The sequence below is a fragment of the Paenibacillus sp. BAC0078 genome (assembly GCF_054483875.1).
In genome coordinates this window covers 275103-290585 of record NZ_JBTLRW010000004.1, presented here as the reverse complement: position 1 = coordinate 290585, position 15483 = coordinate 275103, and the positions used below count along the sequence as shown (strand labels likewise).

At 49.6% G+C, this 15483-nt stretch carries 16 protein-coding genes and 1 pseudogene; 4 read left to right on the top strand and 13 right to left on the bottom strand.

All coding sequences use genetic code 11. From position 1 onward, the window contains the following. Nucleotides 1-92 precede the first annotated feature (92 nt). Nucleotides 93-452, bottom strand: a complete 360-nt coding sequence (locus ACX1DY_RS10715) for a (2Fe-2S) ferredoxin domain-containing protein (protein ID WP_458964180.1) — start codon at nucleotides 450-452, stop codon at nucleotides 93-95. 164 nt (nucleotides 453-616) lie between these two features. Here ACX1DY_RS10715 and ACX1DY_RS10710 point away from each other — a divergent pair, with 164 nt between their 5' ends. Continuing rightward, entirely contained in the window at nucleotides 617-844 is a 228-nt protein-coding gene (locus ACX1DY_RS10710; protein ID WP_458964179.1) for a hypothetical protein, read from the top strand. Between the two features lies 1 nt (nucleotide 845). Here ACX1DY_RS10710 and ACX1DY_RS10705 read toward each other — a convergent pair whose 3' ends face one another. The 10 genes and pseudogenes from ACX1DY_RS10705 to ACX1DY_RS10660 all read right to left on the bottom strand — a co-directional run bounded on the left by ACX1DY_RS10705 (nucleotide 846) and on the right by ACX1DY_RS10660 (nucleotide 10240). Further along, entirely contained in the window at nucleotides 846-1943 is a 1098-nt protein-coding gene (locus ACX1DY_RS10705) for a GerAB/ArcD/ProY family transporter (RefSeq protein ID WP_458964311.1), read from the bottom strand. A 47-nt stretch (nucleotides 1944-1990) separates the two neighbouring features. Further along, nucleotides 1991-3190, bottom strand: a complete 1200-nt coding sequence (locus ACX1DY_RS10700) for a Ger(x)C family spore germination protein (RefSeq protein WP_458964178.1) — start codon at nucleotides 3188-3190, stop codon at nucleotides 1991-1993. Further along, nucleotides 3180-4757 carry a spore germination protein gene (locus ACX1DY_RS10695; protein ID WP_458964177.1) on the bottom strand — a complete coding sequence of 526 codons (1578 nt, stop codon included), beginning with the start codon at nucleotides 4755-4757 and terminating at the stop codon, nucleotides 3180-3182. Before ACX1DY_RS10695 ends, ACX1DY_RS10700 begins: the two co-directional genes overlap by 11 nt. 159 nt (nucleotides 4758-4916) lie before the next feature. Beyond that, nucleotides 4917-5957, bottom strand: a complete 1041-nt coding sequence (locus tag ACX1DY_RS10690) for an NAD(P)/FAD-dependent oxidoreductase (protein ID WP_458964176.1) — start codon at nucleotides 5955-5957, stop codon at nucleotides 4917-4919. 308 nt (nucleotides 5958-6265) lie between these two features. Further along, on the bottom strand, nucleotides 6266-6424 hold the full coding sequence (locus ACX1DY_RS10685) for an iron chelate uptake ABC transporter family permease subunit (RefSeq protein ID WP_458964310.1): 159 nt from the start codon (nucleotides 6422-6424) through the stop codon (nucleotides 6266-6268). Beyond that, nucleotides 6398-6743 (bottom strand): annotated as a pseudogene (locus tag ACX1DY_RS10680) (iron chelate uptake ABC transporter family permease subunit); the annotation flags it as partial. The pseudogene ACX1DY_RS10680 and the gene ACX1DY_RS10685, both read right to left, overlap by 27 nt. A gap of 202 nt (nucleotides 6744-6945) precedes the next feature. Beyond that, a complete protein-coding gene (locus ACX1DY_RS10675; RefSeq protein WP_458964175.1) occupies nucleotides 6946-7167 on the bottom strand; it encodes a hypothetical protein in 222 nt (73 codons plus the stop codon). Between the two features lie 82 nt (nucleotides 7168-7249). Continuing rightward, a complete protein-coding gene (locus ACX1DY_RS10670) occupies nucleotides 7250-7663 on the bottom strand; it encodes a DUF4279 domain-containing protein (RefSeq protein ID WP_458964174.1) in 414 nt (137 codons plus the stop codon). Nucleotides 7664-7835: 172 nt separating this feature from the next. Then, the gene (locus ACX1DY_RS10665) at nucleotides 7836-9530 is read right to left on the bottom strand and encodes an oleate hydratase (RefSeq protein ID WP_458964173.1); all 1695 of its coding nucleotides are present in this window, start codon (nucleotides 9528-9530) and stop codon (nucleotides 7836-7838) included. 131 nt (nucleotides 9531-9661) lie between these two features. Beyond that, nucleotides 9662-10240 carry a TetR/AcrR family transcriptional regulator C-terminal domain-containing protein gene (locus ACX1DY_RS10660; RefSeq protein ID WP_458964172.1) on the bottom strand — a complete coding sequence of 193 codons (579 nt, stop codon included), beginning with the start codon at nucleotides 10238-10240 and terminating at the stop codon, nucleotides 9662-9664. A 190-nt stretch (nucleotides 10241-10430) separates the two neighbouring features. On the opposite strand from ACX1DY_RS10660, the gene ACX1DY_RS10655 reads away from it, so the two are divergent. Beyond that, nucleotides 10431-10985, top strand: a complete 555-nt coding sequence (locus tag ACX1DY_RS10655; RefSeq protein ID WP_458964171.1) for a YdcF family protein — start codon at nucleotides 10431-10433, stop codon at nucleotides 10983-10985. Nucleotides 10986-10999: 14 nt separating this feature from the next. Here the strand turns inward: ACX1DY_RS10655 and ACX1DY_RS10650 are convergent, their stop codons facing one another. Continuing rightward, a complete protein-coding gene (locus ACX1DY_RS10650; RefSeq protein ID WP_458964170.1) occupies nucleotides 11000-11209 on the bottom strand; it encodes a zinc ribbon domain-containing protein in 210 nt (69 codons plus the stop codon). Between the two features lie 299 nt (nucleotides 11210-11508). Next, complete coding sequence (locus ACX1DY_RS10645; RefSeq protein ID WP_458964169.1) at nucleotides 11509-13089, bottom strand: sigma-70 family RNA polymerase sigma factor; 1581 nt, start codon at nucleotides 13087-13089, stop codon at nucleotides 11509-11511. A 154-nt stretch (nucleotides 13090-13243) separates the two neighbouring features. On the opposite strand from ACX1DY_RS10645, the gene ACX1DY_RS10640 reads away from it, so the two are divergent. Beyond that, entirely contained in the window at nucleotides 13244-13912 is a 669-nt protein-coding gene (locus ACX1DY_RS10640; RefSeq protein ID WP_458964168.1) for a response regulator transcription factor, read from the top strand. Beyond that, the gene (locus ACX1DY_RS10635) at nucleotides 13893-15407 is read left to right on the top strand and encodes a sensor histidine kinase (protein ID WP_458964167.1); all 1515 of its coding nucleotides are present in this window, start codon (nucleotides 13893-13895) and stop codon (nucleotides 15405-15407) included. Before ACX1DY_RS10640 ends, ACX1DY_RS10635 begins: the two co-directional genes overlap by 20 nt. Nucleotides 15408-15483 lie beyond the last annotated feature (76 nt).

The following is a 15483-nucleotide window of genomic DNA, read 5'->3' as shown; positions in this document are numbered from 1 at the left end:
TTTCGTTATAGGTCATGCCTTAACTCTGCTTACATTATAAAAAAAATACCGTCAGCGCTTTGACGGTATTTTGATCTTATTGGATGTAATTTTTACTTCTTCTTTTTACCCTTGGCACCCTTTTCAGTCGCGGCCCGCAGCCCTCCGTCATAGGTGTATAGAATGTGATCTTCCAGTTGCTCCCTCTGCAGAACCTTCCGCACCAGCTTTTTGCCCGCTTTGGGGGTCATCTCCTTGTACCATACCCCTTCAGGATAAGAGATCACGATACAGGCATCCGAGCATCTTCCGTTGCACTCAGTCACAGTGGTATGTATCCTGCTTGCCGCGCCCTGCTTCTCAATCTCATTCTCTATGGCCTCGGCTACCTCTTCACCTTTATGTTTCCGGCAACTGCTGCCGCCGCAGATCAGCAAATGGTTGACCGTCCCTTGCAAATTCCAGGTCGTCATGATATGCCCCGCCTCCTTCCTGAAGTAAATAACCTTATTACTCCAGCCTTCAATCAATCTACCGATTTGTTCGTAGTCTGTCAATATAAAGGCTGCCCGAATGACTAGAGACCGGCGAAGAAGGGAATAGTAACGTTAATTCATCCATGAAGGAGACGATCCCCGTGAAAATCCTCTTTATTTACCTGGTGCTTGCCATGCTGGACTTATCCATCGTAATCTCCATTGATTGGCTGACCGGGACTCCATTTTCCGAGTCGTTCAGCTTCTTAGGCTCTATCTTTGCCACTACAACCTTCCAGGAACTGGTGGTCATCACTGCATTTCTCTGTCTTCCGGTTATCATCACAGCATGGGAGGCGCTTAAGAAGAACAAGAAATCCCAATCCTGAGCTAATCGTACCAGCCAAACCGTTTACGTATATGGTGGACAACGAACAGAAATATGGGAATATACGCACACAGGACCTGCAAAATATATTTCAGGAATACCTTTCCCTCGTTCAGATGACTGGAATAATTCTCCGCACTGACAAAAGAACTGAACAGAACAACCACCCCGACAGGCACAACCAATTTCCGGTAATCCTTAACCTTAAATAAATCTGCAGTGATTACCGTTGCCGCGTAACAATAGATCGACATTTTAAAAAATACGCCAATAATCAAGGTTAAAATGACAAGCGCATCCAGCCGCTGGATAAAGTTAGCCACGTTCACCAATGTTATCGTCGTATATATCGGGAAGGCTGCTCTTTTGTACATGTCCTCCCCAAGCACCGACATTTCAACCATATGAGTAATCGTGAGCAGCAGCCCGCTTAATATCACTGCTGTTACGCCTACTCTCTTCGCCTTGTTAACTTTGCTGAAAAATGGAAGTATCGTTGTTACGCAGACCAATTCCCCAAACGGAAAAATCCAGATGCTGGGGTATGCCGAACCGAATGCGTCCCATAGATCCTTGGCGTGAAGCGGAAACAGGTGCTTGAAATCAACCAGTCCGGCAGCAATCACTACAAAATTGCAGATGACCCCCATGATCATCATAATCCAAAAGTATATTTCAGCGGTTCTGGCAAATACCTCGATGCCTTTGTTCAGAATGAACATTACAGCAATGACCATAATCGCAGTGATGATCAGGAGCGGTGTCCGGTCATAGGCAGCCGAGATTAAGAGGTCGCCCGCCTCCCGCAAATTTCTGGAGCCATTGAACAACAGCACTGGAATATACAGCAGGCTCAGCGGCCAGCCGATAGCCTTGCCAAGTATTTTTTGTGTATAGCCGCTGATGATCAGACCCGGAAACTGCCGGTATAAATCATTGTAGATCAGATACAGCGCTACTCCTCCAGGCAAGGCCATCAGTATGGACAGCCATACTGCCCGACCGCTTTCCAGGCCAATAGGAACAACCAGCGCCGTTCCAAATTCAAATAGCACGATCATAGAGAATAACTGACTTGGTCCGACAGCTTCTTTTCTCATCACCTTAGCTCACCCTATCTATTCATTAGAAACCAAGCGCTCCTCCCTCAAGGGGACGAGAACGGCGCCAGCCTCATTCCAGTACCGCGAATATAGGCTTTAATCTTAAGATCAAGCGTTCCTTTGGCAAATAATTGTTCCCAATCCTTCTCTACAGTTGCCCATACGGCCGGACTTACGCGTTTTAATTCATTTCCAAAGTTCAAATAATCGCATTTCATTTTTTGCGCCGCCTGCACAGCCTGCTGGATTTCGTCCCTCGTCTGCTTTTCCATGGCCGCTTCCAGCTTTTTGATTTCCGCTTTTTTGCTCAAATCCACGAAGGTTTTCGTTTCAAAAATATTTCCTTCCTCAGTGACGAGGACATGGAAAACCGGCAACCCCTTCACGATCTCTACCTTGACCTTTGTTTTGGAAAACAGCACGTTAACGGCAACGGCATCCTTCATATCACTAGTGTCAATATTCAAATTGGTTTCCAGAAGTTTGTTAACAATCCATCCCGCACCTCTCGCTTCCGAGCCTTCGATCCAGCCTATAAGCTTTCCCTTCTTGAATACAGCTTGACCGCTCATCAGTATAGCTGCCTGCACCTCGGATTGATCCAGATTCGTTTTCTTCTTGCCATCTTCCACGCTGCCGATAATCCGCACTCCGCTGATGGTCATACCGCCATTTCCTGTGATATCATTAATCGCCTCAAAAACATTGATCTTCTGGTTCTCTCCCCACACCTTTGCAGTGTTGTCCGACTTTTTGACCAGTCCAATAGAAGGCACGCTTTCCTGCGCCAATAATACCTTTAGGACCGAAGCTGCGTCCGTATCCCTGGATATCAGCACTGTCGTGTTCAGTCTGAGCTCATGGGATCTTTCAAAGATATCGAATATTTCATTGATCCCGCTTTTGGCCACAGATTCCCCCAGCACCAATAGCTGAGTATGAGCAAAAAACAGCTTCCGGGTCGCCCGCTTTGAGGTTCTGCGAAGCGCTCCGTAGATGGTGCTGTCGGTTGAGGAATAAATGGTAATTGACGCTTGGCCGCTGCCTGCACCTTGACTGGAGTTCGAAGCCGATGGGACCACCACCTGAAATGAAACCTGATACCTATCCGAGCCAGGCGCCTTATCAATCCCGATCCCGCTCACAATCGCCAGGTCGTTCAATTCCCTACTGTTCCAGCAGCCGGTCAGGATTACGGAGAGACCCAAACATACAACCATGCAGACGATTATTTTAGCTCTCATTGCTATTTCCCCGTCCGCTGGCTTTACCCGCCTTCTTGCGCACAATATTGGACTTGTCTGCCAGGCGCGGCCTGATCTTCGTGAAATGGATAGGTGAACGGATTAAAGTGTCCTTCTGATCCTGCGGGGCAAAAGGAGCCATAGGCGACATATATGGAACTCCAAGCGAACGCAGACTGCATAAATGGGCTACCAGCATCATGCTGAATATGGCTATTCCATACAGCCCCATAAACGCAGCAACAAACACAATAACAAATCGCAGCATACGTATAGAGAGCGCCATATTAAATGCAGGAGTGGTAAAGCTTGAGATCCCCGTTAATGAAACTACGATAACCATGGCTGGAGAGACAATCCCCGCCTGAACCGCGGCCTGTCCAAGAACCAAACCTCCAATAATAGATACAGTCTGTCCTATCGGTGAAGGCAGGCGGATTCCCGCCTCGCGGATAATTTCAAACGTAACCTCCATCATCAAGGCTTCGACAAAAGCAGGAAATGGGACCCCTTCCCGCTGTGAAGCCAAATTAATCAGCAGCGGAGTAGGAATCATTTCCTGGTGAAAGTTAAGCGCTGCGACAAAGACAGCAGGGCCAAACAAAGAAATGAGCAGACAGAGGAACCGCAATAAACGGATCAATGTCGAAATATCAAACCGCTGATAGTAATCCTCTACGGTATGGAAAAACATAAAAAATGTTGTAGGAGCAATGAGTACAAAAGGCGTTCCATCCACAAAAACAGCAATTCTTCCATCCAGCAGATTACCGGCAACGCTGTCGGGCCGTTCCGTGTTGAATAGTGTAGGAAACGGTGAATACCCGCTTTCTTCAATCAATTGTTCAATATAGCCCGATTCCAAAATAGAATCTACCCGGATTTCCTTCAGCTTCTGCTTCAATTCCCCGAGAATCTCTTCATTCACAATGCCGTGCATATACATAATCGCCACATCCGTCTGAGTCACCGCACCCAGCTTCATCGACTCCACCCATAGATTAGGGTTCTTAATTTTCCGGCGCACAAGCGATATATTGGTCGAAATCGTTTCCGTAAAGCTTTCCTTCGAGCCGCGGATCGACACCTGGGTTCCCGCTTCGGAGACGCTGCGGACCTCGCCTCCGCTTGTGTTGCTGCTGAGCGCTTCATCCTGGCCATCAATCAGAACGATGGTGTTCCCGGACAATAGGGCAGCAAACAGCTCGCTAAGATTTTTGACAGGCTGTTGTTTGCCGACATTCAGCGCTTTTTCCTTCATGTAATTTAGAACATCCATGCCCGTTAACACCTTGGGCTCCTCTTCACCGCGATAGGCTTGAAAGGACATGGCATGTGAAATGAAATCATCTACGATTTCCTTATCGGTGATGCCTACCATGTAGACAGCAGCAACCTGGGGAGCCCATTCAATCGGTTCGAAATGGCGTATCGTCAGGTCCAGGCTATCTCCCAGAGCTTTTCTAATCTGCTGCAAATTATCCTCAAGGCTGTGGGAGAGCGGGGAGTTTTGACTGCTGTCATCAGCTTTTCCGGTTGTTTTCGGTTCTTTTCTTCGAATAGCCATTATCAGCACCTCCTGAACATACTATTCGCCCGCTACCCTCTTTTTATGCAGCTTATGGAATACGCTCAAGCACAGAGCAGCAAGAGACCGCCTGCATGTAGAATTCTCTACACACGGGCGGACTCATAGAGCGCTGCAATTCCGTTAATAGTATGCCTGCTAGTGTTCGTCGCTTACGCCAAGCGCTTTGTTCTTCTCCTTGAACCGGTCATTATGCGAGGAGACATAGGCTACCTTCGGAGCCTCAGGATCTATATACAGCTTCGCACTGTTCAGAGCCAGTACCGCATCGGTGAAGGTTCCGGCAATCAGCCGGACCTTGCTGCTGTAGTCTACAAAATCCCCTGCGGCAAATACACCCGGAAGGTTCGTCTCAAGCCTTCCGCTGACGCTCACGCACCATTCGCCCATATCCAGTCCCCATTCTCTCAGCGGGCCAAAATCACTTTTCAGGCCGTGGTTCACAATCACTGCGTCCACCTCAAGCTGCTCACTTGCGCCGGATTCAACATGGCTGATCGTAACCCTGTCAATTTCCTCCCCATTGCTGCTGTGCAGCTGGCTTACCGCATGGAGAACACGCACATCAACGGAGGATGCCTTCATGCGCGTAATGTTCTTCTCATGGCCGCCGAACTGATCGCGCCGGTGTACAATCGTCACACTGGCAGCAATGGACTCCAGCTCGTTGGCCCAATCCACCGCCGAATCTCCACCGCCGGAGATCAGCACACGCTTGCCGCGGAACGGCTCCAGCTCCTGCACAGTATAATGGAGATTCGTTACCTCATAACGGTCGGCCCCCTCAATCTCCAGCTTCGCCATCTGCAGAATACCGTAGCCGATCGTCAGAATAATCGTACGTGTCCAGTGCTGCTCGCCGGTAGCCGAGGTCAGAATATATGTGCCGTCCTCCTGCCGCTCCTGGGCAATGATCTGCTGCCCCAAAACTATGGTTGGATCAAAGGTCCGGGCCTGCTCTGCCAGCTGGTCAATCAGCTTCCGGCAAAGAATCGGGGTGACGCCTCCCACATCCCAGATCATCTTCTCCGGATAGATGAGCATTCTTCCGCCCAGCTCTTCCTTCGCTTCAATCAGTTTTGTCTTCAAATCTCTCATACCGCTATAGAAGGCTGTATACATCCCGGCGGGACCTCCGCCAATAATGGTCACATCGTATAACTCCAGTTGACTCTTCATGATTTCCCCTCCGCAGGTATAATGGTAATCTTCTGTTGTACAAATCTCAGCTTCTAAATAAGTTGAACTTTAGATTTACATATTAAGGTCTGGTCGTAACTGCGGGGAATGTTTGGACTTCCGGCCGCTGTTATGTTTGGATTTCCTGATTTGAACCGCTGCCTACGGTAGAAATCCAAACATAGCCTGTGCTTACGATGCCAGCTTTCCTTCGGAAAGCTCTCAGGCGGACGCTATCGCTCCTAAAGTTCCAAACTTCCCCTCCGCCACTTCTGCCTTTTGGTAGTTCTTTTGTTCAACTGATATAGTTATGCCTTGGTCCGGGCCAGCAAATAGAGAAAATAAGGCGCGCCGATAACGGCTACGACAATCCCGGTCGGAATTTCAGACGGCTGCAAAATACAGCGGCCAATCGTATCCGCCGTAATGACCAGCAGCGATCCAAGCAGCGCCGATGCCGGAAGCATCGGATTGCGGGTCATTCCCTGCATAATCGCTCCCGCTACTGCAAAGCTGGCGCCGATCATAGCACCGCCAAGCACGCGCGGCAGCCGAAGCTCCCGAATGATCTGATGATCCGTGATATCCGGGTTGAACTGAAAAATAGCGCTCCATACCACGGACAGCTTAATATCCGCAGCCCCGAACGAGAACGATACTGCAATGCCCAGCACAAGAGCAATCAGGCCACCGATCAGGATCAGCCGCTGCCCAAGGGCGTGAAAGAAGCTTCACCTCATTCTGTCGCTGGCCTGCCTTTGTACCAGCCGTTGCCTGCAGACTCATATCTTCCACCTTTTACCTATGAAATTGATAATCATTATCATTATAGTATTGTAAAGGAAAGAGCCGTATTTTGGCAATGGGTAAATGCAAACTCTGAGCGGCATCCGCCTGTGTTCACAGCAAAAAACCCCGGCAAGCATCCTATGATAGCGACTTTTTGCCCGGGGTTTTGGTTCTAACGTTTATGGGGATTACTTGTCCCCTATCTAGTGTAATCCTCATACGGATCGCGCTGGTTCACTTTGTGGTACATGTATTCGTCATTTTTCAGCTTGTAGAGCTGGCCCATCCCGGCAAAGATGAAGAACAGGACCAGGATTAAGGAGTATGCATACATAAACTTGTTAAAATAAAAGCACAGCACAATAGCCACAAACGTCAGCAGCAGCAGCGCCAATGCTATTCTACCGAGTATCTTTTTCATAGCAGGTTCCTCCAGAGGAAGTTTTACATCATAGTATCATTATTTTCTGGAATATAATGTCGAATGGTGTCAGCGATCAAAATCATTTTCCCTCTAGCTCCACCCCGCCAAAAGAAAGAATATGCACACTGAGTCCCAGCCCGAGCTCACCAAGCGCCCTAACTGTTTCCAGGGGGAGATCAATACCCATCTGTCCGTATTCAGACCTCAGATAAGCATTAAGATTTACTCTCTCATATTTTTGCTGCAGCTTGCTGATCTCCTCCCGGTACGGAAGCAGCTTATCCAGTAAACGGGTAAGCGCGGCTTCCGGTGCCGTATCCTCAAGAAACTTCTCTTTTAAATGCCAACTGTCGAACGGAACTTTCCTTTGGCTTGCTTGCGCTACGATCTGTCCCTTTTTAATGATACGGCTTGGAGCCGAACTCAACATTGCACTAATCTCCTCAAAATCCAAGCTGTCAGCGTATATACTGAAGGAAAACTCCCCTCGCATATTTAAACCTCATTTCAATTCTCTTAAGAGATTTTTCTGTTCTCCTTCTATTCATACCATAATCGCTTCCGATTGTCTTGAGCAGATGCGCAAAAAAGGAGTCCCTTTGCCAACGCTGTGGCTACTGGAACTCCCAATTTATAATCTCCTTTATAAACCCGCCTTGAACTGCTTACAGCAGCTTCGAAATGACCGTTCCCGATAATATTTGGCCCAGCGTCTGGTCAAGGGGCAGCGGTTTGTTGCCGAGGCAGGTTCGCACGGCGGTCAGCAGCACACGCACATCGAATTTGCTCGGGTGCACGGGGATCACTTCTTTTTCCAGCGCCAGCAGGCTGTATACGGCCATCATCGCCGATCTCACCGAATATTCCACGGTAAACACACAGTCATCCGGCACTTCGGCGAATTGGCCGAGGAATGCCAGGTTCGTGCTGCCCTGCGGTACAACCTGCGGACGGTCGCCGGCAACGCGCGGCATGAACTGTGAGGTGATATAAGGCATCATACAAGGAATGACGTTGGTGGTATGGGCCAGAATTTCCGGGATACGGTCCTTCAGCCCCATGTGGTAGCACAGTTCCTCCAGCAGCTCGCGTCCGGTGCAGTCGCTCATTTTCTTTTTGATATAGTTGCCTTCGGCATCCGGGAAGAGGCCATACGCCCACAGCACCTTCACATTGTCCGGCTGGTTGATGAAATGCGGCTGCTTCGGCGCGGTCCACGACATCATCCAGTTGGAATCCTTAATCGTTACCACGCCGCCCATGCCCGGCAGATCGCCAGTTAGCTCCAATAGATAAGGGAATACGATCTCATCATCTGTAAAAGTCATCGTAAAGGACAGCCATTTACTCTTGTCAATATCCCCGCAGAAAACTTCTGGACGGCCGAAATCCGGGGATTTGGCGGCAAGCTTTTCCCATAGACTCCAGCAGCCGCGTTCTGTGACTGAACGGTTGAGGATCGCCGGATGTTCCAGGTCGCCAAGGGTGGAATTCTCTGTCATTGAGCCGTTCGTTACCATCACCAGATCGCTGCGCGAGGTTGAAATCGTCTTCGGAGCTCCATTCACCAGGACATGAATCGCCGTAACGGTCTTCTCGCCGCCGCTGAAATCTACATCCAGATCGGCAACCTGATGCCCTTTGTCAAAATGAACGCCCTTGCTCTCCAGCCATTTCATCAGCGGAAGAATCAGCGAGTCGAACTGATTGTATTCCGTATGCAAAATGCCCTTCAGTTGATTCATTCCCGAGATCAGGTGCATGAACCGTTCCATGTAGCGCTTGACCTCAACCACACTGTGCCAGTTCTCAAACGCGAACATCGAGCGCCAGAAATACCAGAAGTTCGTTTCCAGAAAGCTTGTGTCAAAAAACTGCTCAATCGTCACCGCGCCCAGCTTCTCTTCGGTCACCATTGCCAGCTTGCCCAGCTGCAGCGCATGCGCCGTAGACAGTCCAAGCGAGGAGAAATCAGCCTTCTGCCCCGCATCTTCCACCAGACGGCAGTGAGATTCAATCGGCTCGGCAAGGTTCAGCTCACGGAATTCGTCCAGCACCGTCCGGTCGGGATTGGTCAGCGACGGAATGAAGCCGAACAGCTCCATGAAGCATTCAAAATGCTCCTCAATCTCGCGTCCGCCCCGGGCGCTATAACCATCCTTGGCATTGCCTGCTCCGTCCATCGAACCGCCGTACACGGCCGATTGCTCCAGAATGTGAATATTCCGGCCGGGCATATGCCCGTCACGGATCAGAAAAGCGGCTGCCGACAGTGAACCGATGCCTCCACCAATCAGATAAGCTTTTCTTGATGCGATGCCTTCCTGTACCAGCGGGTGAATTCTTTGATAAGTGCCCATTTGTCTCCGTCCCTTCCTCGATCGCCAGGATAAGTGCCTTTGAATGACTTCACTATACCCAGCGGGAAAAAAGAATTCTATGGACAGCTATTCGCATCTGTACAGGGTTTACACATATGGCGGGGATTGTGTCATTTTATCGCAGCCGTTTGGTATTTCGCCAGACCACGGGAGATGCTGCCGTCCATAATCCGGGCGACCTTGCCCACGATCTGGGCCGGGTCGGAGTTCGCTCCAGCTTTTAGCCAATGGATCACCTGCTCCAGAATAGCCAGCGTATAGAAATCGGCGATTTCCTCCTTGGCCTGGACGCTTGCCCGCGGCTCCTCCAGCGCATCCAGCTCATCCACAACCTTGATCATGACGCCATAAATCACACCGTACAGAAACTTCTCCAGATGCTCGCGCCCCAGGGAATGGAAGGTATTCAGGCAAATGGTTTTGTTGCTCTGGGTATAGTACAGCACGCTCAGAAATCCTTGCTTCCAGCCGGCGGCATTGCGGTACTGCTCAAGCCCTTCAATAATTTCGGTCTGATAGACCCAGCCCAGCAGCTCATAGATATCCTGAAAATGATTGTAAAAGGTATGCCGGGTCACGCCGCAATCGGCGGTAAGCTGCTGAATGGTGATTTTATGGAGCGGCTTTGTGAGCATCAGCTTTTTGAGTGAGCGGGCCAATGCATTTTTGGTGACTTGTGAATAGGTCATGTCTGCCTTCTGCCCCCTTTTTTGAAAATAACAGCTAATGAGTGCTCTATCTGCCATCACTAATTATCATTCTATGTAAAAGCTTACTTCTCCTTCCATCTTAAATGCAATAGGAGCAAAGTATTAAGCTAAAATCTGGATTTTACCGATAGGAGAGGGAGTAGCTTTATGGAGGATTGGGGGAAGAGAAATGTCATTTCCTTTTGATTGCATCACAAATTTTATGTTCTTTGAGACGCAAATAGAGCCAGCGGATGTTATCTTGATCCCGGGCAGCAGTCAACCTCAGTTAATGGCGAGGGCAGCAGAGTTATACCATCAGGGATTGGCGCCTTTTGTACTTCCTTCAGGAGGTGCAACCCCTAATGTGGAGACAACGGAATGGGCATTTTTACGGGATGAAGGCGTCCGATTAGGGATACCCAAGGATGCAATACTACAAGAGGATCAAGCGGCAAATACCTTTCAGAATTCCAGTCTGTCCCTGGAGGTCTTAACACAAGCAGATATCTATCCTAAAAAAATAATCTTGGTGTGTAAGAACTATCATGCCCGCAGAGCCTTATTGACCTACCAAATCGACTTTCCCAGGGAAACGGCTTTTCTGGTTAGCCCGGTCATTGATAAAACTGGAATATCGAAAGAAAACTGGTTCCTGGAAGTAAGCAAAATAAATAAAGTCATGTCCGAACTGGAGAAGGTTGCGAGATATTTTGGGCATCACATTCCCAATTGGGTTAAGTAGCATTTGCCGCAAGGTCAGCTCATCAAAAAATCAAGCACATTCAATCCGGTGGACGTGCTCGCCTTATACAGCTCGGTGTAGCCGCACTCCTGGCAGCTGATCGTAATGAATTTCTTATTCTGGACATCAAAAAGCTTCGCAAAGTTGCCGCCGGTTGCCTGGAATTGATCCACAGCGTAATCTTTACAGCCGCATTTACTGCAAATAAAATGTTTTCTAGCCATGGTACTCTCCTCCAAAAGGTTTCTCTGTTTAGTTTCTGTTTCGTCCAACAGTTATTACATCGGCTTAATCAGTTTAGAATATAATCTCATTTCCTTACAATGATTCCAAAGGCACAAAGCTGTATTTTTTTTCACTTGATGATTAGGCCGTATTTCATTGGCAGCTGGCGAATTTATAATCCAATCATACCACCCAAAATTTTTCCAATCCAGTTAATTGGTAAAAACAATGAAAGACCCCCTTATAACAAGGAGATCCCTCAAGTGTATTCTTCAAAATCCTTCGTCAGTTGTAACGGTTAAAATGGCCTCACTGCCAGTCTCCCGGCTGAGCTGTCCCACCGCCACGGCACGTCATATCCCTGCAAATGCAGGCCTCCATACCACTCGTCAATCCCTTGCACCGCGACGCGGTCTGCCGCTCCGTCCAATATTTGTTCTCCCAGCCCGGTCAGGACCACTTGGCGGTTCAGAAAGTCCGGAATTTCTCTGAAATCTGCCACCGCTGCCACGCCGTCGATACTAATTAAAGGATGGCTGCCCACTGCCAAAGCGCGGAGAAATTTCCAATATTCAAGATCCCCCATACCGAGAACATGCAGCGCGTCCGTAACTAGTCGGAATAACTCCAGCGGCGTATTGACTCCAGCCCGGACGGCCTCAAGTGTTGTCTGTTCCACGATCCCAAGACCGGAGTTCACTGAAGGCAACCGCGATAAATGAGCTCTGAAAGCTTCGTAGGCAAAAGGTAGGGCGGATACCTCCAGGTCTGCTCTCTTCTTTTCCAGCAAATCAGCCATTCGAACGGGGTCTGGAGATGCGTATGCCTGCCACAGCTCGCTTCCAAGCTCCATTTCTTGCCGCCCTATCGTCCGCCAGGTCCCGGATAAGGTCTTGAGCTGGGCCGGAGACAGCTGGCCAAGACCGTGGAACCGCTCAATTCCCGGAAACTCTCCGATGCAGAGCAGACTTAGCTTCGTGCGGCCAAGCTTATGCCTTTTGAACCAATGCAGCAGGTAAGAAAGCATGCTCTGATCGAACAGGTCATGCTCAAACCATAATACAACTTCGTCGTACCGGGTTAAGCCATGAAGCTTCTTCTCTTGTTCCTCACAGCTCGCTATGTATTCAGCGGATGGGATGCCGAGTCTTTGCTCCAAGTATTGGGCACGTTGGACCCGCTCTTTTGGCCCGGAAAGTTCTTCAAATATGGGACCGGAAGAGTAAATTTCTCTCCATACCAGTACATCGCCCTGGACGATCCCCATCTTCAGCATGTCGCCTACAACATCACCGTTGACAATATGCAGCATGTGCCCGCCTCCTTCATACAAATGATTAAATACGGAAGCCAGGTCGGCTACAGGCAGCGCGCCTCTCAGCTTTTGCCGGGCATCATATAGCCGTTTCTTGAGTGTCGGGACCGGAGTGCCCAGATAATCGGAAATCTCCTGAAGGGAGTACCCATAGAAATAAAATAGCTGTACCGGCACACGCAGCTTGGCGGACAACGCCGCCACTGTGCGCTGCAGTACCTGCTCCTCCGCCTTTCGTTCCGCGATTTCCGCTACCCCCTGCGAGTCCTGGGAGCAAAACATAGCTTCCTCCAAAGGAAGCATGGCATGGCGCTTACGCCGCAGAGTCCGCTGGCACTGCCTTACAACAATGGTCTTGAACCAGCCCGGAAACGCAGACGGCTCGCTCAATTTGTCCAGATTCACTAAGGCCTCCACGGACGCTTCCTGTACAGCATCCTCCGCCAGATGGACATCCTTCAACAGATCATAAGCCACCGCATAAGCCATCCCGCGACAATGCAGCATCAGCTGTCCGAACGCCTCCGCGTCCCCCTGCCTCGCATCCTCTACCCACTGCCGCATGCTTCCCGCACCTCTTTTCTTCCGTATTCATAATCTAAGTGCCACGTTCGCGGGGAAAGGTTACATTTCATTATAAAGTCAACAATCCCCGAATGACCAAAATCCATCCAATTTCCAAATTTATACGCTATACTTCAGGGTAGGAGTGATACATATGAAACGAATTCTAGTGATTGAGGATGAACCGGATATACAGGAAATGCTCATCGCCTATTTGAGAGACTCAGGCTACCAGACGGGAGCTGCGGACGACGGAATTATGGCCCTGGATCTATTTCATAACGAAAAGTGGGACCTGATTCTGCTGGATGTCATGCTGCCCAAAATTGACGGTTACGGGGTCTGCGAGCTGATTCGCCGTGAATCAGGCATTCCCATCATTATGCTTACCGCTCTGGATGCGGAAGAAAACCAGCTCAGAGGTTTCGATTTAAACATTGACGATTATGTAACCAAACCCTTCTCCATGCCGGTTCTATTGAGGAAAATCGCCGCAGTTCTGCGCCGGATGGGCAGCGATGAAGCGGATAACCACCTGCTGGTCTACAAGGATCTCGTATTAGACCTGGACGCCTATCAGCTCACTGTGGACGATCTTCCGCTGGATTTGACCAGCCGGGAATTCGAATTGCTGAGGGAACTGCTGCAAAATCAAGGGCGGGTATTGACCCGTACGGTTTTACTCGGCCGCTTGTGGAATTACGATTTTTATGGCGATGAGCGGATTGTGGACAGCCACATTAAGAATCTGAGAAAAAAGCTGGACAGGGACTATATTGAAACGGTCCGGGGGGTTGGATATCGTGTTGCAAAAACAAATTAAGGCGCTGCGGAGCAGCTTGACAGCACGCGTATTTATAATTACGGCGCTGATTCTGGCGGCGGCCTGCGGCATAACCTATGCTTTTATCGTTTGGACCACTCCGATTACCTTTACTTCCATCGTCAAGAACGATCTGGAGAACCGCTCTGTTAGGCTGTTGAATGATTTGCAGCAAACTGCACTTAAGGACAGCGGGCCAATTATAGACCGTTTCATGATTGAGACAGGGGCCGAAGTCACGCTTCTGAATGCCGAGGGCCGCAAAATGGACCTGCCGGTTTCCGAAGAAATTAGCGGAGTCCGCAGCGATAACTCGAATGTTTCTGTGACAACTTCCATCACGCATAGCCCGGGAGACAAGCTTGATACAGCCACCACACAGGCAAACAGCGTAGAGGTCATGAGTCCAGAAAGCAATAGCGCCATTTATATAACACGTGACTCCTCTTCGTATACATTCACCTTTCGGGATTCCGCTAAACCCTACACTCTGACGGTTTTTTCCGGATTGACAGTCGTAAACCGTACAAAACAGGCGCTGACGCAGGTCTGGCCCTATTTGGCGCTGGTCGTGCTGGCAACCTCACTGCTTGGCGCGATGTTGTATTCCCGGTACATTACAAAACCCATTGTCCGGCTCAGCGCGATTTCGCAAAAAATGGCCGATTTAAACTTTACATGGAGATGCCAGGAAAAACGTACGGATGAAATCGGGGTGCTGGGCCGAAATCTGGACGAGCTGTCAAACCGACTGTCCTCCGCTCTTGCCGAATTGCAGACGGCCAACGCCGCCCTGCACCAGGAGCTGGACAGGAAGATGAGGCTGGAGAGGCAGCGGATGACGTTTTTTTCCGCAGCTTCCCATGAATTAAAAACACCGATCACCATCCTGAAGGGACAAATATCCGGGATGCTTGCAGGCGTGGACATATACCGGAACCGTGACAAATATCTGCTCCGTTCTCTTGCTGTGACCAACCGCATGGAGGGATTGGTTGGCGAAATGCTGGAGATATCCAGATTGGAGAATGCCGGCTTCACCCTGAAGCGGGAAGCCGTCGATTTGTCCTCCCTCGTCCTAACCCAAGCTGAACAAGCAGCAGAATTGGCTGAACAGAAGGAGCAGACGCTGGAAGTGCAAGCTGCTCCGGGATTGACAGTGTGCGGCGATACGGCGCTGCTCGGCCGGTCAGTGGCCAATCTAATCACCAACGCCATTTTTTACTCCCCCAAGGGTGCTTCCATATCTGTGTCCCTGTCTGCAGAAGACAGCATTCCCGTTCTGATCATCAAAAACAGCAGTGCCTCTATCCCGGAGAACGACTTGCCGCATATATTTGAAGCCTTTTATCGGGTCGAGTCTTCACGCAATCGCGAGAGCGGCGGCAACGGCCTGGGGCTGCACATTACCAAAATCATTCTGGACCGCCACGGCGCGAGGTGCCAGATCATAAATTCTGACAATAGTGTAGTGGTGACAGTAACCTTCAATTAAAGCTCCATACAATCTACAAGTTAAATCCAACTCTGATTCAAAATAAGAAACTATTATTGTCAACAACAGGGTGCAA